The following is a 21,451-nucleotide window of genomic DNA, read 5'->3' as shown; positions in this document are numbered from 1 at the left end:
GGTGAGCTCGGTGTTGCCCAGCTAGACGGTGGTGGCGGCGTCGGTGCGGCGCAGCAGGCGGTTGCCGTCGGCGTCGTAGACGTAGGAGGTCGTCTTGGTTCCGCCGCTGCCATCGGGTTCGGTGAGCTTGGCGAGGTGGCCTTCGTCGTCCCAGACGAGGGTCTGCTTGTCGCCGCCGATGGTGCGGGTTTCGGTGTTGCCCGCGTTGTCGTAGGTGTAGCTGTCTGTCGAGATGCCGATGGACCGACGGGGGCTCCTCACCTCTCACAATGCGCCCAGTACCGATCCCCTATGACGGGGCCGTGAGGATGTGGGCCGGATCAGGTGAAAGACCTCCCGGGCGACGTAGCGTTTGAGGCATCGGGCGATTTCGCGTCGGGTCTTGCCTTCCTTGATGCGGCGTTCGCAGTAGTCCCGGGTGCGTGGGTCGAAGCGCAGGCGACTCTGCCTGATCCGGATCGCCGAATGGCTGGTCGCCGATCCCTGGCCCACCGCGGGCGCCGGCACGAAGAGGGCGATCGCCTGAGCCTTCGCGATCCGCGAACGCCGCAGCCCCGGCCACCGCGTCCTCACTCCGGCCCAGTCCCCCGACTGTCCGCCCGACCTGGCCCACCTCATTCGCACCTGGCTGCGCCACTGATGCTCCCCCGGCACAAAAGCGGCCATGCTCGGGGCACTCTTGCGGCATTCGATCGTATTGAGGTGGCCTGGGCGACCGGCATGAGATTCAGATGCGGCGCCAGCAGGTATCAGACCGCGTCCGGACATCCGATACTTCCATCCCCACCACTCCGGCCCCCGGCTCGCTCAGCCAGAGGCGGCTGCCGCGGCGGGTCGCGCGGCTCCGGAGGTCCACCGCGCGACCCGCCACCTCGTGCAGCCTCCCGTCGGCGCCAGCCGACGGGGGGTTCCTGACATCTCACGCCATATCGCACAGCCCCTATAACAGGGGAGGCACCTGGCGCAGGCGATCACCACACTGGGCAGGGGAGACTGCACACACGGAGCGTGCGGCGTCCAGCGGCTCCTGCAAGCAGACCACCAAGCACAGACCGCCAAGCAGGCGAAGCCTGGGCCCCGTGAACCGGCACACCGCGTCATCCCGAAGGAATGCGAAACTCGAATTCGGGACGGTCCCACGGCACGGCGGGCGGGTTCGCGAACGCGGTCCCGGTCCGCACCGCACCGACGCAGTGGTAGAAGTCCTCGGCGGGAAGGTGCGACACGACCTTGAGACGGTCGATCCCGGCGGCACGGGCCTCGGACTGCATGTGCGCGACGAGCAGCCGTCCAATACCCCGCCCTTGCACGTCGTCGGCGACGAACAGCAGGTCGAGCTCCGGCGGAGCGAGGACGAGCGAGTAGAACCCGAGGACTCGGCCGCCGTGCTCGTCGGTGCCGACGGCCACGAAGACGCGATGGGCCTCGATGTAATCAGGACCGACCCGGTAGCCCGCGACTGCGGCTGCATACTTCCCCGCGTAGGCGCCTGAGCCACGCACGAGCCTCGTGAGCCGTTTGGCATCCCGCGCGACAGCCCTCCGTATCGCGATCGGCTGACTGACCGGGGATGTGCGTGAACTCATCAGGAGAGTATTTCGCACCGGGGAGTGCCTTCGTGCGCCGGGTCGGCTGCTCGGGCAAGCGTTCCTGCACCGCTCCCGGGAACCGCTCGCCCAGGCCCCGACCGGCCACGTCACTGCCGCCGAATCGGCCACGCGCCGGCGCACCGGCACACTGCGAACGCAGTCCGACGCCAGTCCCGTTGCACCGGCACGTTCGGACTTCGATCGCCGACCTGGTCACCGGGGCGTGCTCCAGGGCCCTCGGGTCGTCCAGCAGGACGTTCAGGCGCTGGTAGTAGCGGACGGGGCCAGGCCCAGTTCCTCGCGTATCGCTCGCTCTTCGCGCCGGGGCTCGGAAAAGCCCAGGCGTTCGAGGGCGAGGATCGTCTGCTCGCGTACGCCCAGTTCCTGCCGGTCCATGAGGGGAACGGTGGCGCTCGGCCGGTCGTCGTCGTTGTCGTACGGCTGTCCGCCGCCGTCGCTTCCGCCTGGAGCCGGGTCAGGACCGTTGCCGGGTTGCCCGACGCGGTGACCGCCGTACCGATCTGCTTCTTGATGGTGATGCCGACCTGTGCGCTGTCGAAGAGCCAGGGCCAGGACTGGCCGTAGACCGGATGGCCGTGCAGGATCTGGCTCGCGGCCCGGGCCGTCAGCACGCCTTCGTCGGTGCCCGCGTGGTCGAGCAGATAGCCGCAGGTCACCAGTGCCACGGCGGTCAACAGCACCGCACCCGCGATGCAGTTGCCGGGGACCGGCCAACTGCGGAGCCGGTGCCTGCAGCCGCACCGGCACCCCGCCGATCAAGTCTCACAGGAGCAGAGGCCGTCCGTCGTCTGACGCCGTACGGCCTTGTGGAGGGGCAGGCTTCTTCTCATCCTCCTCTCACCCTGCAAACCGTAGGGTGACAGAAGCGGCTTCCGTCACCTGCGCCTGGTGGGGGTCTCCGAGGGCTCCGGGCCCGAGGCACGCACCGAGGTGCGGCCCGGTTTGTGGAGGTGCCGGGGCACGACGTCCTGGGGGAAGGTCAGCTGCTGGTTCATCCACTTCAGGGTGGCCGGCATCTCCCGTACCCAGGTCGGGAAGTTGTGGCTGCCGTTCTCGGGCAGGATCGACGCCACCCGCATGGGCGCCTTGACGGCCTTGATGAACGCCAGGGTCTGGGGGAAGCCCTTCTCGCCGTGCTTGCTGTCGGCGACCAGGACGGAGACCTGCGGCACGGGAAGGTGCTTGAGCCGCCACATCAGGTCGTGCCCGTTGATCCGGTTGACGCGGCCGAGGCCGCTGCCGAAGAGGTTGCCGGTCGTGGGGTCGTCCTTGACCTTGTAGTCGGGCGAGAGGGCGCCTGCCGTCGTGTACACGTGCGGGTTGCGCATCGTCAGCTGCAGGGCACAACTGCCGCCGGAGGAGTAGCCCATGACACCCCAGGCGTTGGCGTCGTGGCCCACCCGGTAGGTGGACTTCAGCGCGTCCGGCAGGTCCTTCGCCAGGAAGGTCTCGGTCTGCGGTCCGCCCGGGACATTGACGCACTCGGTGTCGCGCGGCGGAGCGATCGTCGGCCGGATCATCACCATGATGGTCGGCTGCATCTGGCCGCTCTTCTGCAGCTCTCCGGCGGTCTGTGACACCCGCAGGTACTGCGCGAGGTTGAAGATGCTGCCGGGGTAACCGCTGAGCGCGACGATCACCGGGAAGCGCTGCCGGTGGTACGCCTTCTGGAAGTACTGCGGCGGCAGGTACACGAAGGCCGGGTCGACCACGCCGGTGCGGCGGCCGATGACCTTGACGGACTCGACCCGCCCGTTCACCGCCGCGGGGCCGGTGGGCAGACCGCTGACCCGGTTCAACTGCTCGTCGCCGTTGGGCTGTATGAGGGCGCCCTTCACGGAGACGCCGGAAATGGCCCCGCCGTCGTTGTTTCCACCCGCCTGGGTGACACCGACGGGAGCGGTGTCGACGTTGCCGAAGAGCTCGCCCCACGATCCGAAGAACTGGTACGACGAGTTCAGCCAGCACGCGAAGGCCGCGAGGATCGTCACCTGGGCCACTCCGACGGCCGCCAGCCGTCCGAGCACCTGCCACACGCCCTGCCTGGCGAGCCGTGGCCACAGCCAGACCAACAGCGCCACACAAATGGCGGCCACGGCCGCCATCACGTACACAGTCGTCTCGCTGGTCAAGCCCATGCCACTCAGTCCCCGGTTTCCTTGCCCGTGGTTTTTCCGTCACCCAGGAGGAGGGTTGCGGCCTCTTCCGCGTTCCCCAAGAAACGCTAATGGGACAAAGCTCATACCACTTCCTTGTTTCCGCGGAAGGGCCGCAATAAAGGTCAGGAGCCGTCAGCCGTTCGGAGGGACCTGCGGTATGTGATGCAATCCTCATACGCCGGGAGCAGGCCCTGGGCCTCCGCCTCGGCGAGCGTCGGCGCCTGCTCGTCCTTGGGGGACAACAGCGGCTCCATGCCGGCCGGCCACTCGATGGCGAGGTCGGGGTCCAGCGGGTGGATTCCGTGCTCGCGCTCGGGGGCGTAACCCTCGGAGCAGAGGTAGACCACCGTCGCGTCGTCCGTCAGGGCGAAGAGGGCGTGACCGAGGCCCTCCGACAGGTAGACGGCGTGATGGGTCTCGTCGTCGAGCCGGACGGCTTCCCACTTCTTGTACGTCGGTGAGCCGACGCGGATGTCGACGACTATGTCGATGACCGCGCCGCGCACGCACTTGACGTACTTGGCCTGGCTCGGCGGAACATCCGCGAAGTGGATGCCGCGCAGAGTGCCCCGCTTGGAGACGGAGCAGTTGGCCTGGGCCAGGTTGAGGTCCTGGCCGGTCGCCTCGCGGAACTCTGCGCCGCGGAACCACTCGTGGAAGCTGCCGCGGTCGTCGGGGAAGACCTTGGGCTCAAGTACCCAAGCGCCGTCAATGCCCAGTGGTCGCACGTATTGATCCTAGTTCGCGTGAGTCGGTTACTTCTTCAGAGCCCTACGGAGCCTGCCCGCCACGCGGCGCAGGAACGTCGGCTTGGCAGGGCGAGAGGCAGGCCTGCGCCGCCCGGGGTCCTTGGCTGCCAGGTCGGCGGCAGCGGCTGCGAGGCTTTTGACCACGGCACCACCACTCGCGGACACATCGAGCGCCAGCGGAAGTGCCACCGGCTTGCCGGCGCCGGCCGGCGGCAGAATCAGCTCCAGCCGCCACTGGCCGCCCACCAGCTCCCCGAGGGGAAGGCCGGCCCTCAGTTCGGCCTCGCCGGTCACCCGGGCGGTCAGCGTGCCGGAGAGGTCGACCGAACGGCCGGTCGCGGCGTTCGTCAGCCTCAGGGCTGCCTCGCTCTCGCCCCGGACGTGGAAGGGCAGGGCAACGGTGAGGCGGTCGGGGCCGGTTGTCACCGTGACGTCGGCGGCGGTGAGACCGGCGAACTCGTACGCGATCCGGTTGGTCTTCTGGTCGACGTCGAGCGAGAGGTTGCCGTGCGGGTCTGTCCAATACGGCAGGACCAGGTGGGCCGGGGAGCCGACAACCGCGGCGGCGCGTTCGCCTCCGGCCTTCTCGCCGCGCACGGAACCGAGGCGGGTCTCCTTGGTCCAGCCGCAGGAAGTGATGCGGATGAGGACGTCCCAGATGCCCGCATCCAGTCCGGCGCCGTTTGCCGCCGACAGCGGGTCGACCCGCGAGGTGGCGTGCAACACCTGCCGGAAATACCCCTCCCGGCCCGCCACGGCGACCTTCTCCCGGGTGAACTCGACAGGCTGGAAGAACTCCGCGGCCGTCGCGCGCTCACGCACGACGAGGTCCACCCTGGACTTGCCGAGCGGGGCGGAGGTGTCCGCGCCGAGCAGGGCGATGGCGTCCAGGCCGGCCTGCGGCAACGGCGGAACGAGCAGGTCCTTCTCACCGTCGGCACGGAAGGCGACGGGCTCACCGCCCGACTTGTACTCGGCGGTGAAACCGATCGTCAGCCCGCCGTTGTCCCAGCCGAGGTGCTCGAGGACCCCGGAGGGCTTGATCCCCGACTCCCACCGGGCGAACTCCTCGACGTCCGCGAGCCGGTCGGCCGCGATCAGGCCCGCGACGATCTGGTGCGTGGGCGGCAGACCGGCCGCGACTCCGGGTCCGAAGCGTTCGACGACCACCTTGTGGATCTCGTCGAACAGTTCCTGGCGGTAGTCGGCGGGCAGTTTGAGCAGCCGCTGACCGCGCATCCGCTCGACCATCTCGTTGCGCAGCCAGCGGCGGAAGAGCCGGTCGCGCAGCGGCCCCGGCTCGGTGAGCTCCTCGACGACGTCGAGGGCTTCACGAAGGTTCTTGAAATAGCCCACCGAGTCGAATCGCTGGAAGCCCGCGTTGGAGGCATCGTCGCGCTTGACGTGGTAATAGCACAGATAGTCACTGAGAACGGCGACATTCTCGGCCCGCAGATAGGCCTCGGCGACAAAGACGTGGTCCTCCAGACGACGGCGCCCCTCCATGTAGCGGAGGTTGTGCTTGTCCAGGAAGGCCTTCCGGAACATCTTGTGCGGGGTGAGACTGTCGATCAGCGGGGCATTCTCGACGTTCGCGTGCGGCCGGTTCTTGCGGAACAGCTCCCGCGGGACCGGACGCCCCTTGCCGGCCATCTTTCCCACGATCACGTCGGCGCCGTTCTCCACGCCGTAGTTGTACATACGTTCGAGGGCTTCGTCGCCCAGCCAGTCGTCGTTGTCCACGAACTGGATGAACTCACCCCTGGCAGCGGCGATGCCGGCATTGCGGGGCTTGCCCGACCAGCCCGACGGCTCCTGGTGAATGACGTGCATGTGCGGATACTCGGCGGCGAGCCGGTCCAGGCGCTCGGGGGTCCCGTCGGTGGAGCCGTCGTTGACGAAGATCGCTTCGTACTCGTCGTCCGGCAGACTCTGACGCAGAAGAGAGGCTATGCAGTCCTCGATGTACCTGCCCGGGTTGTAGACCGGGATGACCACACTCACCTTGATCGGCATGCGCCTTCTTCCGCCTCGTTTGCTGGGAGCCACAGTGCCACCTCCCGGCGAGCGACGCCGCTCGGTAAGCGCTCGGCGAAGATTAGAGATAGTAGGTAAGCCGTGGTTATGAAAAAGGATAGCCCTTGGTATAAATCGATCAAAAAAGCACTCGGAATGTGCTCCGGAACTGCGCCGGACCGCACGGTACGTCGGTTTAACAGGACCCCGGCTAGAATCCCGCCTCATGAAGGCTCTCGTACTCTCCGGTGGCTCGGGCACCCGCCTGCGTCCGATAACCCACACATCGGCGAAGCAGCTGGTACCCGTCGCCAACAAGCCCGTGCTCTTCTACGGTCTTGAGGCGATCGCCGATGCCGGCATCACGGATGTCGGAATCATCGTCGGCGACACCGCCGAAGAGATCCGGGAAGCCGTGGGTGACGGCTCGAAGCTCGGGATCCACGTCACCTACATTCCGCAGGAAAAGCCGCTCGGCCTCGCGCATGCGGTGCTCATCGCACGCGACTTCCTGGGCGAAGACGACTTCGTCATGTACCTCGGCGACAATTTCATCGTCGGCGGCATCACGGGCCTGGTCGACGAGTTCCGCACGGAACACCCCGACGCGCGGATCCTGCTGACCCAGGTGCCCAACCCGACCTCGTTCGGTGTCGCCGAGCTCGACGAGAGCGGCCGGGTCAAGGGACTGGAGGAGAAGCCGAAACAGCCCAAGAGCGATCTCGCGCTGGTCGGTGTGTATCTCTTCACCCCCGCGATCCACGAGGCCGTCCGCAGCATCGAGCCCTCCTGGCGCGGCGAGCTGGAGATCACCCACGCCATCCAGTGGCTGATCGACCAGCGCAAGGACGTCCGCTCGACGACCATCTCCGGCTACTGGAAGGACACCGGTAACGTCACCGACATGCTGGAGGTCAACCGCTCCGTCCTGGAGACCCTCGAACCCCACATCGAGGGCACCGTCGACGAGTCGAGCGAGATCATCGGCCGCGTGCGGATCGACGCCGGTGCCGAGGTCCGCGGATCGCGCATCGTCGGCCCCGCGATCATCGGCCCCGGCACGGTGATCAGCGACTCGTACATCGGCCCCTTCACCTCGGTCTCCGAGGACTGCCGGATCGACGACAGCGAGGTCGAGTACTCCATCGTCCTGCGCGACTCCTCCATCACGGGCGTACGGCGGATCGAGACCTCGCTCATCGGCCGCAACGTCCAGGTCACCCCCGCTCCCCGCAATCCCGCAGCCCACCGACTCGTGCTCGGCGACCACAGCAAGGTACAGATCTCTTCATGACTACGAGAATCCTGGTGACCGGCGGTGCCGGTTTCATCGGCTCCCACTACGTCCGTACCCTGCTCGGCCCGCAGGGGCCGGGGAACGTGGCAATAACCGTCCTGGACAAGCTCACCTACGCGGGCAACCCGGCCAACCTCGACGAGGTACGCGCCCACCCGGGCTTCCAGTTCGTGCAGGGCGACATCTGCGACCCGGAGCTGGTCGAGAAGTTGATGGCCGAACACGACGAGGTGGTCCACTTCGCCGCCGAGTCGCACGTCGACCGCTCCATCGACGGGGGCGCGGAGTTCGTCCGGACGAACGTGGTGGGCACGCACACCCTGATCGACGCCGCGCACCGGACGGGCATCAGGACCTTCGTGCACATCTCCACCGACGAGGTCTACGGCTCCATCGACGAGGGCTCCTGGCCGGAGACGCACCCGCTGCAGCCCAACTCGCCGTATTCCTCGGCCAAGGCGTCCAGCGACCTGGTCGCGCTGTCGTACCACCGCACCCACGACCTCGACGTGCGGGTGACCCGCTGCTCCAACAACTACGGGCACCACCACTTCCCCGAGAAGGTCATCCCGCTGTTCATCACGAACCTGCTGGACGGCAAGAAGGTCCCGTTGTACGGCGACGGCGGCAACATCCGCGACTGGCTGCACATCGACGACCACGTCCAGGGCATCGAGCTGGTGCGCACCAAGGGCCGGCCGGGCGAGGTCTACAACATCGGCGGCGGCACCGAACTCTCCAACAAGGAGCTCACCGGGCTGTTGTTGGAGGCCTGCGGCGCCGACTGGGACACCAGCGTCGAGTACGTCACCGACCGCAAGGGCCACGACCGCCGCTACTCCGTCGACTGCACGAAGATCCGCGAGGAACTCGGTTACGAACCCCGCAAGGACTTCGCCACCGGCCTCGCGGAGACCGTCGCCTGGTACCGGGACAACCGCGCCTGGTGGGAGCCCCTGAAGGCTCGGGCGGCGCTGTGACATCCACCTGGCTGATCACCGGTGCGGGCGGAATGCTCGGGAAGGACCTCCTGGCCCGCCTGGCGGGCGACGACGTGCAGAGCATCGGGCTGACCCGAGGGGACCTCGACATCACGGACCCGGAGGCGGTGTACGGCGCCGTCGCGGAACACCAGCCGGACGTGGTGGTCAACTGCGCCGCCTGGACCGCCGTCGACGACGCGGAGACGCAGGAGGCCGAGGCGCTGCGCATCAACGGCGACGGTCCCCGGAACCTCGCGGCAGCCTGCGCCAAGACCGGCGCCAAGCTGCTCCAGGTCTCCACGGACTACGTCTTCGCAGGCGACGGCGCCTCTCCGTACGCGGAGGACGACCCGACGGCTCCACGCAGCGCCTACGGCCGCACCAAGCTGGCCGGAGAGCAGGCGGTACTGACCGCACTGCCGGACGCGGGCCACGTGGTGCGCACGGCATGGCTGTACGGGGCGGGCGGCGGCAATTTCGTCCGCACGATGATCAAGCTGGAGAGCGTCAAGGACACCCTCGACGTGGTCGACGACCAGCGCGGCCAGCCCACCTGGACCGTCGACCTCGCCGACCGGCTGGTCCGCCTCGGGCACTCCGCACTGGCGGGTACCGCCCCGGCGGGGATCTACCACGGCACCAGCGGCGGCGAGACCACCTGGTACGGCCTCACCCGGGAGATCTTCCGGCTGCTCGGCGCGGACCCCGAGCGGGTCCGCCCCACCACCAGCGCCGCGTACGTCCGCCCGGCTCCCCGGCCGGCCTACAGCGTCCTCGGCCACGACCGGTGGGCGGCCGCCGGGATCGAGCCGATCCGCGAGTGGCGCGAGGCCCTGCAGGAAGCGTTTCCGGCGCTGCTGGCGGCCGAGCGGCCGTAATCCGAAGTACAACTCCTTTTGGAACGGGCGGGGTTGGCCGAATCCTTTGCTGATTTCGGCCAACCCCGCCCGTCTACGACAGGGGTGGGCGCGTGGGCGTCGGGGAGCGTCGGCGGCGACGGACGACGAGTGCCGCACCGCCCAGCAGAGCGACAGAGCCGGCCGCGGTGGCGATGAGGGGCGTGCGGTCTCTGCCCGCGGCGGCCAGGATGCCGCCGGACGGTGCCGCATGAGTCGGGGTGGCCGAGGTGCCGAAGGTGAAGGTGACCTTGTCGTTGGAGGCGTCCGGGTCGTGGAGGGCGAGGCCTGCCGGGCCGGGACGCACGGTCGCCGTGCCCTTGGCCCCGTCGTACCCCTTGGCCGTCTTCACCCACAGCTCGAAGAACTGGCTCCTTCCGGCGGCGACGCCGAACGGCACCGGGCACACGTAGTGCCGGTGTTGCCGACCCGGAACAGGCATTGGCCGTACGAGGAGTCCTCACACTCCTCACGTTGAGCTGCCATTCAGCCTCGATCGTCGCGTACGCCCGCGTCGGCAGGGGCGACGGTTTCGCAGACGGACCGCCGAACTGCGCTTGGCTTTCATGCACATGTGATGCGCGAGATGCCCCAAAGGTTGTCGTCCGTGTTAACGAAGAATTTCACTGATTCTCACGAAGTAAGAGATTTCTCATCAATGGAACCTGGCCTCCGGCCGCTCCCTCAAGCAGGGCAGTGAAGGAGGTCGAAATGGGCGACAGCCCCATGAAGACGAGCAACGCGCTCACACGGCGGTTCACGCCGAGACTCGATCCACCGCCTCAGCAGCGGCCGTGGCGTGTCGAGTTGGGAAAGGCACTGCCGGCACTCACGTTGTTCCTCTCCGTGCGGCTGACCGGGGTGATCATGGCGACCTTGTGGTCGATGCACCTCGGCAGGCATCCGCGAACCGTGGGCGGCCTGGCATGGGACGGCCGCTGGTACTGGCATATCTCCCAGTACGGCTACGGCATGATCGTCCACTCCAAGGGGGGTCACGCCGTCTGGAACGACCTGGCGTTCTTCCCCCTTTTCCCCGGCCTGATCCGCGCAGTGGACACGGTGCTGCCGATCGGCCCGGTCAACGTGGCGCTGCTCATCGCATGGAGTGCCGCCCTGGTGGCGGCCTGGGGCGTGTACGCGGTCGGCGAGCTGCTGCACGGACGACGCGTCGGGCTCCTCCTCGTGGCGCTGTGGGCGATGCTGCCGCACGCGATCATCCTGACGATGGCGTACACCGAACCCCTGATGACCGCCTTCGCCGCCTGGGGGCTCTACGCGGTGCTGACCCGCCGCTGGCTGACCGCGGGGACGCTGGCGGTGCTGGCCGGGCTGAGCCGTCCCAACGGCCTCGCAGTGGCGGCCGCCGTCGTCACCGGCGCCGTCATCCATCTCTGGCAGCTGCGCCGCGCCGGTGCGCCGACAGCGCCGCGCGCCTGGGCGGCCGCCGCAGTGGCTCCCCTCGGCTGGCTGGGCTACATAGGCTGGGTGGGGCTTCGGACACACGACCCCCTCGGCTACTTCCACGTGCAGAGTCTGTGGGGCTCACGGTTCGACTTCGGCCGCTACACCGCCCGCATGTTCAAGCACCTGATCGTCGGGCACGACACCCTCGTCGTCTATGCGACCGCCGCGCTCGTGCTCGGCTTCCTGCTGCTGTTCGTCTTCTGCGTCCTGAACAGGATGCCCCTGCCCCTGCTCGCCTACTGCGCGGTCCTCATCGTGATGGCCGTCGGCGGCGCCCACTTCTTCACCAGCAAGCCGAGGTTCCTGCTGCCCGCCTTCCCGCTGCTGCTCCCGCTCGCCCGGCATCTGGCGCGCAGCCGCCTGCGCACCCTCGTCATACTGCTCACCGCCCTCGCCGTCGTCTCCCTCTTCTACGGCACCTATCTGCTCACCGTGTCCCATCGGCCGCTGTGACGGGAGAGCGGTTCACCGGCCGTGCAAGTCGCTGGGTGAGGTGTCGGCTGTGGCCTGAGCCGTCGGTATCACGGTCACGCCGGCCTCACGCAGGGCCATGCACGTCGCGTCGTCCTCCGATGCGTCGGTGACGAGGGCATACAGGTCCTCCGGGCCGCAGATCTTCACCATGCCGGTTCCGGGGAACTTGCTCCTGTCTGCCAACAGGACCACTTTGTCGCCGGCGTTGATCATGGCTCGTCTGGCGGGCACCTCGGCCACGGTGGTGTCCATGACCTGGCCGCCGGGGCGGAGGCCGCAAGCGCCCATGAACAGCCAGTCGGCGTGGACCTGGCGGAGGTTGTCCTCGGCCATGAAGCCGTCCAGCATGCGTGATTCCCGGATGACCATGCCGCCGAGCAACATCAGGTCGATGTTCTCGTCGTCGTTGAGCTCGTCATACACCGCGAGGTTGTTGGTGATCACGGTGAGGCGGCGCCCGCGCAGCTGAAGCGCCAGCCGGTGGACCGTCGTGCCGCTGTCGAGAATGACCGACTGGCCGTCCTCGATCATTGCTGCCGCACGGGCGGCGATCGCGTCCTTCTCCTCCACCTGAACCGCGGCGGCCTCGCTGAACGCCGGTTGGTCCTCCTCGACGACCGCCCCGCCGTGCACCCGGGTGAGCAGCCCGTCCGTCTCCAGCTTGAGCAGGTCACGGCGGATGGTCGCCGCGCTGGCATCAAGCTGTTCGGCGAGGTCGGTCACCGAGGCGGTGCCGCCGGAGCGCAGGACCTGCAGGATGAGTTGGTGTCGTCGTTCAGCCAGCACGCAACCGGACACTACACGCTGCCGGCCGGCGCAATCCGCTGACTCCTGGCCGCAGTTGAACGACTGCGCGTGCCGCCTCCGCTCAGAGGTCGTTCGGTGTGCCCAGGCCGGTGAGGGCGCCCACCGGGTCGAGGTCCGGGGTGCCGCGGGGCCACCAGTCGTCGTGGCCCGGCTCCGACTCGTAGGCGTACCACAGGCCGTCACGGCCGAGGCGGAGCTGGACGTGGCCGCGGGGGTGGGTGAGGTGGTTGCGCCAGGGCCTGAAGGCGGGGAGGTCGGCGGCGAGGAGGAGGGGGCGGGCGCGGTCGAAGCGTCCGGCGGGCGGGTCCCAGGGTTCCTCGAGGACGGCGAGGCCTTCGAGTCCGCCCTGCCGCCAGGCGGCGACCGCTCGGGCCAGCTCGGCGGTGGTGCGGCCGGCGGCCGAGGCGAGCGAGGCGTAGAGCGCGCGGGTGCCGGCGGTGAGGCCGGAGCCGGGACGGGCGGCGGCGAGCCGGACGGCGTCCTGCCACAGCGTCAGCTCCGCCACCGGGTCACGACCCGTGCTGAGCAGGGCGTGGGCACGGGCGGCTGCGTCGGTCGCCAGTTGGTCCAGCGCGAAGGGGTCGGGGCCGCCCGGGGCCGCCGGGTAGACCGGGGGCTGCTCGGGGTGCGGCGGGACAGGCAACGGGGCCGGGAGCGGCGGTAGTTGGCGGGGCAGGAGGGCTTCGGTCGCGCGCATGCCGGGGAGCGGGGCCGGTTCCTGCTCCTGGGCGGCGCGGGCCGCGCGCGTGGCGCTCAGGCGGGAGAGGGCGTCCAGCAGCTCGCGTTCCCCGCGGCCGCGGAGCAGGAGGAGTACGAAGGGGTCGGCGTCGAGGAGGCGTGCCGTCTGGTAGCAGAGGGCGGCGGCGTGTTTGCAGGGGTGGCCGCGGTCGGGGCAGCTGCAGTGCGGGTCGAGGTCGCGCGGGCCCGGCAGCAACGGCACTCCGCAGTCGACGAGGGACTGGGGGAGCTCCTTGTCGAGCAGCGCCGCGATGTGCCCGGGCCGCTCGGCGGCGGCGTCCAGGAACCGCGCCCAGTCGGCGTCGTCCAGCGTGCGCAGCCGCACCTGCACGCGGTACGGGCGCGGGCGGCTGCCCTGCACATACGCGAGCACGAGTCCGGGCGTCACCGTGATGGCGTCCACATGGCCCTGCTGGGCGTAACTACGGCCACGCGCGAGCCGCTTGGCGTCCAACGCCCCCTCTTCCAACGCCCTGACCCAGGCATTTCCCCACCACGTCTCCGCGAAGCGGGCGTCGACGGGGGAAGCCGCGGAGGCCGGGAAACCGGAGGCGCGGGGTGGGAATGCGGGGAAGGTACGGCGCAATTCGCTGTCGCGGGCGGGGGCGGCCATGGAGTGGGGACGGAGGGCCGTGGGGCCGGTCGGGGATTCGCCGGAGGAGGGGATCGGGGCGGAGTGGGCGGTTCCGGGGCGCTGGACTTCGGCGAGGTGTTCGGCGGACCAGGCTGCCTGCGGGCCCTCGCCGGACGTGGGTGTGGACACGGACGGAGACGTCCGGGAACCCGAACTCCTCTTCGGTGCAGGGTCATCGTCGTTCTGGTTCTGTCCCGGCCCGGCCGCTGAGGAAGGCATGCGGAAGGCGTCGCCGAGCAACTCCCCCAGATCCCGTCCCTGGACGCCGGCGGCCCGGCGGGACGCCTCGCCGCGGCTCCCGTCCGCCGCCCGCCGCGGCCGACGCCGGGCCTCGGCTCCGGCACGCTCGGCATCCACCCGAGCCTGCCGCGACTCCGCCCGCGCAGCGCGCAACGCGGCGATCGCAGCCCGGGCAGCCCCCTCGGCGTTCGCTTTCCCGCCGGACGCCACACCCGATTCGTCCCCGCCCGGGCCACCCGACGCCGCCCCAGAGGTTCCGGCGTCCGTGGCCCGGTCCGTGCCGCCCGCTTCGCGCTTTGCCGAGATCGCGCGGCGCAGTGCCGCGCGGGCGGCGTCTGCGGGTCGGGCCTCGCCGGGGTCGGGCGTCTCGGATGGCTCTACTTGCTCGGGTCGCTGATGCAGCTTCCGCATCGGCTCGTCCCCCGCACCGCTCTCCGCGACCGGCTTCCCGTCAGCGGCCCTCCCCTGCCCCGGTGCGCCGCCCTCGCGGTTCTCCGTGCCGTGCTCCCGTGCCTCTCTCAGCGCCCGGCGGGCCTCGTCGGCCGGGCCCGGGGTCATGTCGGCCTCCGGAGGGTGACCAGGTCGGTGAGTTCGCGGTCGGTCAGTTCGGTGAGGGCCGACTCGCCGGAGCCGAGGATGGCGTCGGCCAACGCCCGCTTGGACTCCAGCATTTCGGCGATGCGGTCCTCGACCGTGCCCTCGGTGATGAGACGGTGCACCTGGACCGGCTGGGTCTGGCCGATGCGATAGGCACGGTCGGTGGCCTGTTCCTCGACCGCCGGGTTCCACCAGCGGTCGAAGTGGATGACATGGCCCGCGCGGGTGAGGTTCAGGCCCGTGCCTGCTGCCTTCAACGACAGCACCAGTACGGGGGTCGCGCCGCTCTGGAAGCGGTCCACCATCCGTTCACGCTCCGGGACCGGCGTGCCGCCGTGGAGCAGGTCCACCGGGACCGCCCGGGAGGCCAGGTGCGCGGTGATCAGTCGGGCCATTCCCACGTACTGGGTGAAGACGAGTGCCGAACCGTCCTCCGCCAGCAGCGTGTCCAACAGCTCGTCCAGAAGGGCGAGTTTGCCGGAACGCGCGAGAAGCCGTTCGCCCTGGGCGGCCTCCTCCTTGAGATACAGCGCCGGGTGGTTGCAGATCTGCTTCAGCGCGCCGAGCAGCTTGAGCACCAGGCCCCGGCGGGCGATGCCGTCCGAGGTCTCGATGGCCAGCATGGACTCGCGCACCACCGCTTCGTAGAGGGCGGCCTGTTCGCGGGTGAGCGGCACCGGGTGGTCCGTCTCCGTCTTGGGCGGCAGCTCCGGGACGATGCCGGGGTCGGACTTCTTGCGGCGCAGGAGGAAGGGACGGACCAGACGGGCCAGGCGGGTCACCGCCTCCTCGTCCTCGCCGTTCTCCACGGCGCGCGCGTGCCGGGCCCGGAAGGATTTCAGGGGGCCGAGGAGTCCGGGTGTCGTCCAGTCGAGCAGGGCCCAGAGTTCGGAGAGGTTGTTCTCGACGGGGGTGCCGGTGAGGGCCACACGCGCCGGGGACGGGATGGTGCGCAGGGCCTTCGCCGTCGCCGAGTACGGGTTCTTGACGTGCTGCGCCTCGTCCGCGACGACCATGCCCCACCGCTGCTCGGCCAGTCGCGGTGCCGTCGTGCGCATTGTGCCGTAGGTGGTCAGGACGAAGCCGTCGGTCAGGTCGTCCAGGGTGCGGTCCGGGCCGTGGAAGCGGCGGACGGGGACGCCGGGTGCGAACCGGGCGATCTCCCGCTGCCAGTTGCCCAGCAGCGAGGCCGGGCAGACGACCAGGGTCGGCTCGCTGCGGGCACGCTTGAGGTGCAGCGCGATGAGGGTGATCGTCTTGCCGAGCCCCATGTCGTCGGCGAGGCAGCCGCCCAGGCCGAGGGAAGTCATCAGGTCCAGCCAGGACAGGCCCCTCAGTTGGTAGTCGCGGAGGGTGGCGCGCAGGCCCGGGGGCGGTTCGGCTGGGCGCACCCCTGCCGTCAGACGGTCGCGCAGGGCCGCCAGGGCGCCGACCGGTACCGCCTCGACCGTCTCGCCGTCCACCTCCGCGCTGCCGCTGAGCGCGACCGAGAGCGCGTCCACCGGGTCGAGCAGGCCCAGTTCGCGCTTGCGGGCCTTGCGGACCAGGGCGGGGTCGACCAGGATCCAGCGGTCCCGCAGGCGCACCACCGGACGGTGGGCCTCGGCGAGGGCGTCCATCTCGGCCTCGCTGAGCGGGTCGCCGCCGAGCGCCAACTGCCAGCGGAACTGGAGGAGTTCCTCGCTCTCGAAGAAGCCGGTGCCGTCGGTCGCGGAGCCCGGCGCGGGCCGTACCACCGCGGCCGCGCTCAGGTCCTGGGCGAGGTCCCGGGGCCAGTGCACGGCGACTCCGGCGGCCGCGAGCCGGGTCGCCGCCACGCCGAGCAGTTCGCCCAGCTCCTCGTCGTACAGCGCCAGGACGTCGGGCACGTCCTGCTCGGAGAGCCGGTCAAGCGGCGGCCAGATCCGGGCCGCGCGCCGCACGGCGAGGGCCGCGTCCACGCGTGCGCGGGGGCCGAACGCGGCGTCCGCCTCGCCCGCCCACAGGGCCGCCGCGTCGGCGATCAGCGTGGGGTCGGCGAGGCTGTGCACCTGGACGATCGCCGCGCCCGCGGTGCGCACTGACTCGTCCCGGTCGAACAGCTCGTACGCCGACAGGTCGAGGCGGAGCGAGATGCGTACGCCCGCGTCCATGCCGGCGGCGACCTCGGCGGCCCAGTCGTGGGCCTCGGGCAGGCGCTGGGGGCGGCGGTCGGCGAAGGGCCTGCCGGAGGCGTGCGGTGCGGCGGGGGTGCGCGGCAGGGTGTCGGCGACCGCGTCCAGGAAGGAGCGCATCAGGGCCTCCGGCTCGGGCAGCCGCAGCGGGCCCGGTCCGGGCAGCGGGACCGCATGGCCCTCGTACGGCAGGGCCGCGGCGACCGACCGGATGTGCGCGATGTCGTCCGGGTCCAGGGGGCCGGCCCGCCAGGCGTCGTGGCCGTCGGCCGTCAGGCCGGGCAGCAGGCGGCCGCGCGCGATGAGCCGCAGCGCGTGCAGTGCGGCCGCGCCCCAGCAGGCGGTGGCGGGGTGGGCGGCCGGGTCGCGCCGGGCGCGGACGAGGTGGGGCAGTGCCTCGCCGACCGGGATGGAGAGCGCGGGGGCGGTCCTGCGCCGTACTCCCGCGCCGTGCGGTCGTACGACCGTGAGCTCGGTCTCCCCGGCGGTCAGTGGGCCGCCCTCCGGGTCCCAGAAGGCGATCCGGCCGTCCCGCGGCAGCGGGGCGGGCAGGAAGACGGCCGCGAGCCGGACGGGCACAGAGGTCCCCGCGCCCTGCTCCCGCTCCCCCGCTCGCGCGGCCACCGCAGCCGTGTCGCTCATACGACCTGTCACCTCCCGCCCCGTGTGTCGGATCAGACGTCTTCGACTCTACGGGCGGGGTCTGACAATCGGCTCCGGTGACGGTCCCGGGGCCCGCCCCGTCACGGAACGGTGCGGGAGACGACGTAGAAGAACGGGTTGTTCCTGTTCCCCAGGCTCATCATGACGTACTGGGTGGGCTTGGGTGACTTCTGCTTGTGGACCAGGCCGTACCAGGGGCCCGGGCTGGTGAAGTCCCAGCCGGTGATCTTCTGGTCGCGCGCGCTGATGGTGATGTCGCCCCGCTTCAGGTCGGCGCGGGTGACGCCCATGTCGTGGAGGAAGACGTCGAGGTTGCGCAGCGGGGTCTGGAACTGGACGTAGAGGCGGCTGGTCTTCCAGTTGTTCGTCTCGTAGCTGGCGACCTTGCCCGACGGGTGCGGCATCGGCACCTGGTAGAGGCGGCGCTGCACCTTCGACGGCCAGCCCCTGGTCAGGCCGGTCGCCGCGTACTTGGCCTCCTTGTCCTTGCCGCTGTCGCGGCTCTGGTTGGCGGAGATCACCAGATAGCCGGCCGGGACGCCGATGAGCAGCACGATGATGAGCAGGGTGAGCGCCCTGCGGCGGATCTTGTGCCGGCGGTCCTCGGCCGGCTTCGGCGGCTCGTCCGGGGGCAGGGCCTGGCGCGGCAGCGAGGCGGTCATGCGGAGTCCCTGGTGGAGCGGCGGGTCTCCAGGTACCGCTCGTAGCGCTCGTGCCGCTCGACCCTGCGTCGATTGGCGCGGCGGAAGCGGCGGGCGACCAGGCGGGCGAGGTCGGCGGCGCCGACCATGCCGGCCTCGGGGCCGAGCTGGGCGCGCGCGATACGGGCCTCGGGGCGGTAGCCGCGGCCGGTGAGCTGACGCTTGAAGGCGTCCCGCGCGGGGCCGATCAGCAGGTCGTCTGCGGCCGAGACGCCGCCGCCGATGACGAAGCAGGACGGGTCCAGGGCGGCCGCCAGGTTCGCGATGCCGACGCCGAGCCACTGCCCGATGTCCTGCAGCAGTTCGATGCACATCGCGTCGCCCTCGCGGGCCAGCTCGGTGATCATCGGGCCGGTGATGTCGGCGATGTTGCCCTTGACGTGCTCGATGATCCCGTACGCCACCGGCGAGTCGGCGGCGGCCAGCTCCTTGGCCTCGCGGACCAGTGCATTGCCGGAGCTGTACTGCTCCCAGCAGCCGCGGTTGCCGCACGGGCAGCGGTGGCCGCCGGGCACGACCTGCATATGGCCGAACTCACCGGCGACGCCGTACTTGCCGCGCTTGACCTGGCCGTCCTCCAGGATCGCGCCGCCGATACCGGTGCCCAGCGTGATCATGACGAGGTGGTCCTCGCCGCGGCCGGCGCCGAAGCGCCACTCGGCCCAGGCGGCGGAGTTCGCGTCGTTGTCGACCAGGACCGGTACCGCGAGCCGGCCCGCGAGGCGGTCCCTGAGGGGCTCGTTGCGCCAGGACAGGTGGGGGGCGAACAGGATGCGGTTGCGGTCGGCGTCGACCCAGCCGGCCGCGCCGATGCCCACCGCGTGCACGTCGTGCCGGTCGGAGAGGTCCAGGACGAGTTCGACGATGGTGTCCTCGACGACCTTGGGGCTCTTGGACTTGTCCGGGGTCTCCGCGCGGAGCTTCTCCAGGATGTTGCCGTCGGCGTCGACGACGCCCGCCATCACTTTTGTGCCGCCGATGTCGATGCCGACCGTCGGCACACGGGGTGCGGTCAGGTGTGACCGGCGCTCCCTCGTGCCGACCGTACGGAGCGCGGGGGCACGGCGGGAGCCTATGGGGGCGGTGAAGTTGCCGTAGGTGCTCATCAAGGCCCGATTCTGCCTCACCGTGCGTGAGGGTGCTGTGCGGGGGAGCAATGAGGGGTACGCGATGTGTGCCGGGAAGCGGGTGGGTTGTGCCTGGTCGCGCAGTTCTGCGCGCCCTGCGGGGCGCATCCACCCGGTGTCACATCTCATAGGCGAGCAGAACAGCCGCTTAATTGTCCTGACATTGCGACGAACCAGACTCCGCCCACGCAGATCTTCAGGACCGTACGAGCAGCTGGAACTCGAACGAGTAACGCGTCGGCCGGTAGGTGTGGGTGCCGTACTCGACGGCGCGGCCCGTGTCGTCGAAGGTGACGCGCTGCATGGTGAGCAGCGGGGCGCCCTCGGCTTCGGCGAGGCGCTCGGCCTCGGCGGCGCTGGCGCCGCGGGCGCCGATCGTCTGGCGGGCGCTGTGCAAGGTGATCCCGGCGGCACGCATCATGCGGTAGAGGCCGGTGGCCTCCAGCTGCGCGGTGTCCAGGTCGAGCAGGCCGGGCGGGATGAAGTTGCACAGGTACGCCATCGGCTCACCGTGGGCGAGCCGGAGGCGCTCCACGCGGTGGACGTCGCTGCCCTCGGCGACGTTGAGGGATGCGGCGACCTCGGCGGTCGCGGGTACGACCGTGTTGACGAGCACCTTGGTGGCGGGGCGCTGGCCGGCCGCCTCCAGGTCGTCGTAGAGGCTGGAGAGCTCCAGGGGGCGCTTGACCTGGCTGTGCACGACCTGCGTGCCCACACCGCGGCGGCGCACCAGGAGACCCTTCTCGACGAGCGACTGGATGGCCTGGCGGACGGTGGGCCGCGACAGGCCGAGCCGTGCGGCCAGCTCGATCTCGTTGCCCAGCAGGCTGCCGGGGGTGAGCGCTCCGTGCTCGATCGCCGCTTCGAGCTGCTGGGACAGCTGGAAGTACAGCGGCACGGGAGAGCTCCGGTCCACCCTGAGCTCGAGCGACGCGGTCGGGTCCACTTCTGGTTTCGGCACGGGCCGAGCGTAGCTCCACATGTTGTTGACGGGAAGTTGTGTAGTTCGATTGTCCGGACATATGCATTGACAGCGTGCGCACTGAACCCTCACTTTGTTTTCATGCGCATCGGGGTCATCGGTACAGGCCGCATCGGCACCATTCATGCGAACACGCTCAGCCGCAACCGCGAGGTCGGATCGCTGATCCTCACGGATGTGGATCCGGCGCGGGCCCAGGAGCTCGCCCTCCGCCTCGGGGAGACGGCGGCGCCGGGGGTGGACGAGATCTTCAGGTGGGGCGTGGACGCCGTGGTGATCACGACGGCGACGTCGGCCCACGCCGAACTGATCGGTCGGGCAGCACGTTCGGGGCTCCCGGTGTTCTGCGAGAAGCCCATTGCGCTGGATCTGCCCGGCACACTGCATGCCATCGGCGAGGTCGAGGCAGCCGGGACGATTCTGCAGATGGGCTTCCAGCGCCGCTTCGACGCGGGCTACGCGGGTGCGCGCGACGCGGTGCTCGCGGGCCGGCTCGGGCGGCTGCACACCGTACGGGCGGTGACGTCCGACCAGGTTCCTCCCGCGCCCGGGTGGCTGCGGCTGTCCGGCGGGCTGTACCGGGACGCGCTGATCCACGACTTCGACGCGCTGCGCTGGGTGACGGGGCACGAGGTCGTCGAGGTGTACGCGGCCGGGTCCGACGCGGGACCGCCGATGTTCCGGGAGGCGGGTGACGTGGACACAGGTGCCGCGCTGCTCACGCTCGACGACGGCACCCTCGCCACGGCCACGGCGACGCGGCTGAACGGCGCCGGCTACGACGTCCGCATGGAGCTGGCCGGGGAGCTCGACCAGATCGTCGTCGGCCTGGACGACCGTACGCCGATCGCGTCCACGGAGCCGACCGGGCCGCCCGCCGCGGACAAGCCGTGGTCCGGCTTCCTGGAGCGCTTCGGGCCTGCCTACGAGGCCGAGCTGGCCGCGTTCGTCGAGGTCGTCCTGGGGCAGCGGGCGAACCCCTGCGACGGCCGCGAGGCCCTGCAGGCGCTGCGGATCGCCGAGGCCTGCGAGGTCTCCCGACGGGAACGCAGACAGGTGGCGCTCGCGGAGATCCCGGGCCGGGCCGAGACCGCCTTCCGGTGAGCCCCCGCAACCGTTGGCCATAGCCCGGCCACCAACGCACCGGCAGGCTGCCCC

Annotated in this window: 17 protein-coding genes and 1 pseudogene; 5 read left to right on the top strand and 13 right to left on the bottom strand. The window is 70.2% G+C overall.

The window, feature by feature from the left end; all coding sequences use genetic code 11:
• Window positions 1-21: 21 nt before the first annotated feature.
• From IH68_RS0144710 to IH68_RS0144680, 6 genes and pseudogenes are all read right to left on the bottom strand, one after another.
• Complete coding sequence (locus tag IH68_RS0144710) at window positions 22-261, bottom strand: hypothetical protein (RefSeq protein WP_030948337.1); 240 nt, start codon at window positions 259-261, stop codon at window positions 22-24.
• Window positions 262-1,097: 836 nt separating this feature from the next.
• Window positions 1,098-1,586, bottom strand: coding sequence for a GNAT family N-acetyltransferase (locus IH68_RS0144705; protein WP_030948335.1), 489 nt, complete (start codon window positions 1,584-1,586; stop codon window positions 1,098-1,100).
• Between the two features lie 214 nt (window positions 1,587-1,800).
• Window positions 1,801-1,985 (bottom strand): annotated as a pseudogene (locus IH68_RS50890) (DUF3263 domain-containing protein); the annotation flags it as partial.
• Window positions 1,986-2,485: 500 nt separating this feature from the next.
• Entirely contained in the window at window positions 2,486-3,748 is a 1,263-nt protein-coding gene (locus tag IH68_RS0144690) for an alpha/beta hydrolase (RefSeq protein WP_030948331.1), read from the bottom strand.
• A 143-nt stretch (window positions 3,749-3,891) separates the two neighbouring features.
• The gene (gene rfbC / locus IH68_RS0144685; protein ID WP_030948330.1) at window positions 3,892-4,497 is read right to left on the bottom strand and encodes a dTDP-4-dehydrorhamnose 3,5-epimerase; all 606 of its coding nucleotides are present in this window, start codon (window positions 4,495-4,497) and stop codon (window positions 3,892-3,894) included.
• 27 nt (window positions 4,498-4,524) lie between these two features.
• On the bottom strand, window positions 4,525-6,534 hold the full coding sequence (locus IH68_RS0144680; protein ID WP_030948325.1) for a glycosyltransferase family 2 protein: 2,010 nt from the start codon (window positions 6,532-6,534) through the stop codon (window positions 4,525-4,527).
• 226 nt (window positions 6,535-6,760) lie between these two features.
• On the opposite strand from IH68_RS0144680, the gene IH68_RS0144675 reads away from it, so the two are divergent.
• From IH68_RS0144675 to rfbD, 3 genes are read left to right on the top strand one after another with little or no spacing between them, the layout of a single operon-like run.
• Entirely contained in the window at window positions 6,761-7,828 is a 1,068-nt protein-coding gene (locus tag IH68_RS0144675) for a glucose-1-phosphate thymidylyltransferase (RefSeq protein WP_030948322.1), read from the top strand.
• Window positions 7,825-8,811: a dTDP-glucose 4,6-dehydratase gene (rfbB, locus tag IH68_RS0144670; protein WP_030948320.1), complete on the top strand. Its 987-nt coding sequence runs from the start codon at window positions 7,825-7,827 to the stop codon at window positions 8,809-8,811. Before IH68_RS0144675 ends, rfbB begins: the two co-directional genes overlap by 4 nt.
• The gene (rfbD, locus tag IH68_RS0144665; protein WP_030948319.1) at window positions 8,808-9,692 is read left to right on the top strand and encodes a dTDP-4-dehydrorhamnose reductase; all 885 of its coding nucleotides are present in this window, start codon (window positions 8,808-8,810) and stop codon (window positions 9,690-9,692) included. Before rfbB ends, rfbD begins: the two co-directional genes overlap by 4 nt.
• Window positions 9,693-9,765: 73 nt before the next feature.
• Here rfbD and IH68_RS0144660 read toward each other — a convergent pair whose 3' ends face one another.
• A complete protein-coding gene (locus IH68_RS0144660) occupies window positions 9,766-10,152 on the bottom strand; it encodes an LPXTG cell wall anchor domain-containing protein (RefSeq protein WP_107057642.1) in 387 nt (128 codons plus the stop codon).
• Between the two features lie 269 nt (window positions 10,153-10,421).
• Between IH68_RS0144660 and IH68_RS0144655 the strand changes: the two genes are divergently transcribed.
• On the top strand, window positions 10,422-11,630 hold the full coding sequence (locus tag IH68_RS0144655; RefSeq protein WP_234341796.1) for a hypothetical protein: 1,209 nt from the start codon (window positions 10,422-10,424) through the stop codon (window positions 11,628-11,630).
• A 12-nt stretch (window positions 11,631-11,642) separates the two neighbouring features.
• On the opposite strand, the gene IH68_RS0144650 is transcribed toward IH68_RS0144655, so the two are convergent.
• The 6 genes from IH68_RS0144650 to IH68_RS0144625 all read right to left on the bottom strand — a co-directional run bounded on the left by IH68_RS0144650 (window position 11,643) and on the right by IH68_RS0144625 (window position 20,293).
• Entirely contained in the window at window positions 11,643-12,437 is a 795-nt protein-coding gene (locus IH68_RS0144650; protein WP_051834047.1) for a DeoR/GlpR family DNA-binding transcription regulator, read from the bottom strand.
• 82 nt (window positions 12,438-12,519) lie between these two features.
• Window positions 12,520-14,628, bottom strand: coding sequence for an SWIM zinc finger family protein (locus tag IH68_RS54485; protein WP_030948309.1), 2,109 nt, complete (start codon window positions 14,626-14,628; stop codon window positions 12,520-12,522).
• A complete protein-coding gene (locus IH68_RS0144640; RefSeq protein WP_030948306.1) occupies window positions 14,625-17,462 on the bottom strand; it encodes a DEAD/DEAH box helicase in 2,838 nt (945 codons plus the stop codon). Before IH68_RS0144640 ends, IH68_RS54485 begins: the two co-directional genes overlap by 4 nt.
• 101 nt (window positions 17,463-17,563) lie before the next feature.
• On the bottom strand, window positions 17,564-18,145 hold the full coding sequence (locus tag IH68_RS0144635; RefSeq protein ID WP_030948304.1) for a hypothetical protein: 582 nt from the start codon (window positions 18,143-18,145) through the stop codon (window positions 17,564-17,566).
• The gene (locus IH68_RS0144630; RefSeq protein WP_030948301.1) at window positions 18,142-19,290 is read right to left on the bottom strand and encodes an ROK family glucokinase; all 1,149 of its coding nucleotides are present in this window, start codon (window positions 19,288-19,290) and stop codon (window positions 18,142-18,144) included. Before IH68_RS0144630 ends, IH68_RS0144635 begins: the two co-directional genes overlap by 4 nt.
• A 217-nt stretch (window positions 19,291-19,507) precedes the next feature.
• The gene (locus IH68_RS0144625) at window positions 19,508-20,293 is read right to left on the bottom strand and encodes a GntR family transcriptional regulator (RefSeq protein ID WP_199931998.1); all 786 of its coding nucleotides are present in this window, start codon (window positions 20,291-20,293) and stop codon (window positions 19,508-19,510) included.
• 81 nt (window positions 20,294-20,374) lie between these two features.
• On the opposite strand from IH68_RS0144625, the gene IH68_RS0144620 reads away from it, so the two are divergent.
• Window positions 20,375-21,397 carry a Gfo/Idh/MocA family oxidoreductase gene (locus IH68_RS0144620; protein WP_030948295.1) on the top strand — a complete coding sequence of 341 codons (1,023 nt, stop codon included), beginning with the start codon at window positions 20,375-20,377 and terminating at the stop codon, window positions 21,395-21,397.
• The last annotated feature ends 54 nt before the right edge of the window (window positions 21,398-21,451 follow it).

This window comes from Streptomyces sp. NRRL S-646, assembly GCF_000720765.1.
GTDB lineage: Bacteria > Actinomycetota > Actinomycetes > Streptomycetales > Streptomycetaceae > Streptomyces.
This window is presented reverse-complemented; position numbering and strand designations above follow the sequence as displayed.

Bases quoted from the DNA above. Each gene is read 5' to 3' on its own strand.
- IH68_RS0144705 (WP_030948335.1), bottom strand. From the start codon at position 1,586: ATGAGTTCACGCACATCCCCGGTCAGTCAGCCGATCGCGATACGGAGG.
- IH68_RS0144690 (WP_030948331.1), bottom strand. From the start codon at position 3,748: ATGGGCTTGACCAGCGAGACGACTGTGTACGTGATGGCGGCCGTGGCC.
- IH68_RS0144680 (WP_030948325.1), bottom strand. From the start codon at position 6,534: ATGCCGATCAAGGTGAGTGTGGTCATCCCGGTCTACAACCCGGGCAGG.
- IH68_RS0144675 (WP_030948322.1), top strand. From the start codon at position 6,761: ATGAAGGCTCTCGTACTCTCCGGTGGCTCGGGCACCCGCCTGCGTCCG.
- rfbB (WP_030948320.1), top strand. From the start codon at position 7,825: ATGACTACGAGAATCCTGGTGACCGGCGGTGCCGGTTTCATCGGCTCC.
- IH68_RS0144660 (WP_107057642.1), bottom strand. From the start codon at position 10,152: ATGCCTGTTCCGGGTCGGCAACACCGGCACTACGTGTGCCCGGTGCCG.
- IH68_RS0144655 (WP_234341796.1), top strand. From the start codon at position 10,422: ATGGGCGACAGCCCCATGAAGACGAGCAACGCGCTCACACGGCGGTTC.
- IH68_RS54485 (WP_030948309.1), bottom strand. From the start codon at position 14,628: ATGACCCCGGGCCCGGCCGACGAGGCCCGCCGGGCGCTGAGAGAGGCA.
- IH68_RS0144640 (WP_030948306.1), bottom strand. From the start codon at position 17,462: ATGAGCGACACGGCTGCGGTGGCCGCGCGAGCGGGGGAGCGGGAGCAG.
- IH68_RS0144635 (WP_030948304.1), bottom strand. From the start codon at position 18,145: ATGACCGCCTCGCTGCCGCGCCAGGCCCTGCCCCCGGACGAGCCGCCG.
- IH68_RS0144630 (WP_030948301.1), bottom strand. From the start codon at position 19,290: ATGAGCACCTACGGCAACTTCACCGCCCCCATAGGCTCCCGCCGTGCC.
- IH68_RS0144625 (WP_199931998.1), bottom strand. From the start codon at position 20,293: ATGTGGAGCTACGCTCGGCCCGTGCCGAAACCAGAAGTGGACCCGACC.
- IH68_RS0144620 (WP_030948295.1), top strand. From the start codon at position 20,375: ATGCGCATCGGGGTCATCGGTACAGGCCGCATCGGCACCATTCATGCG.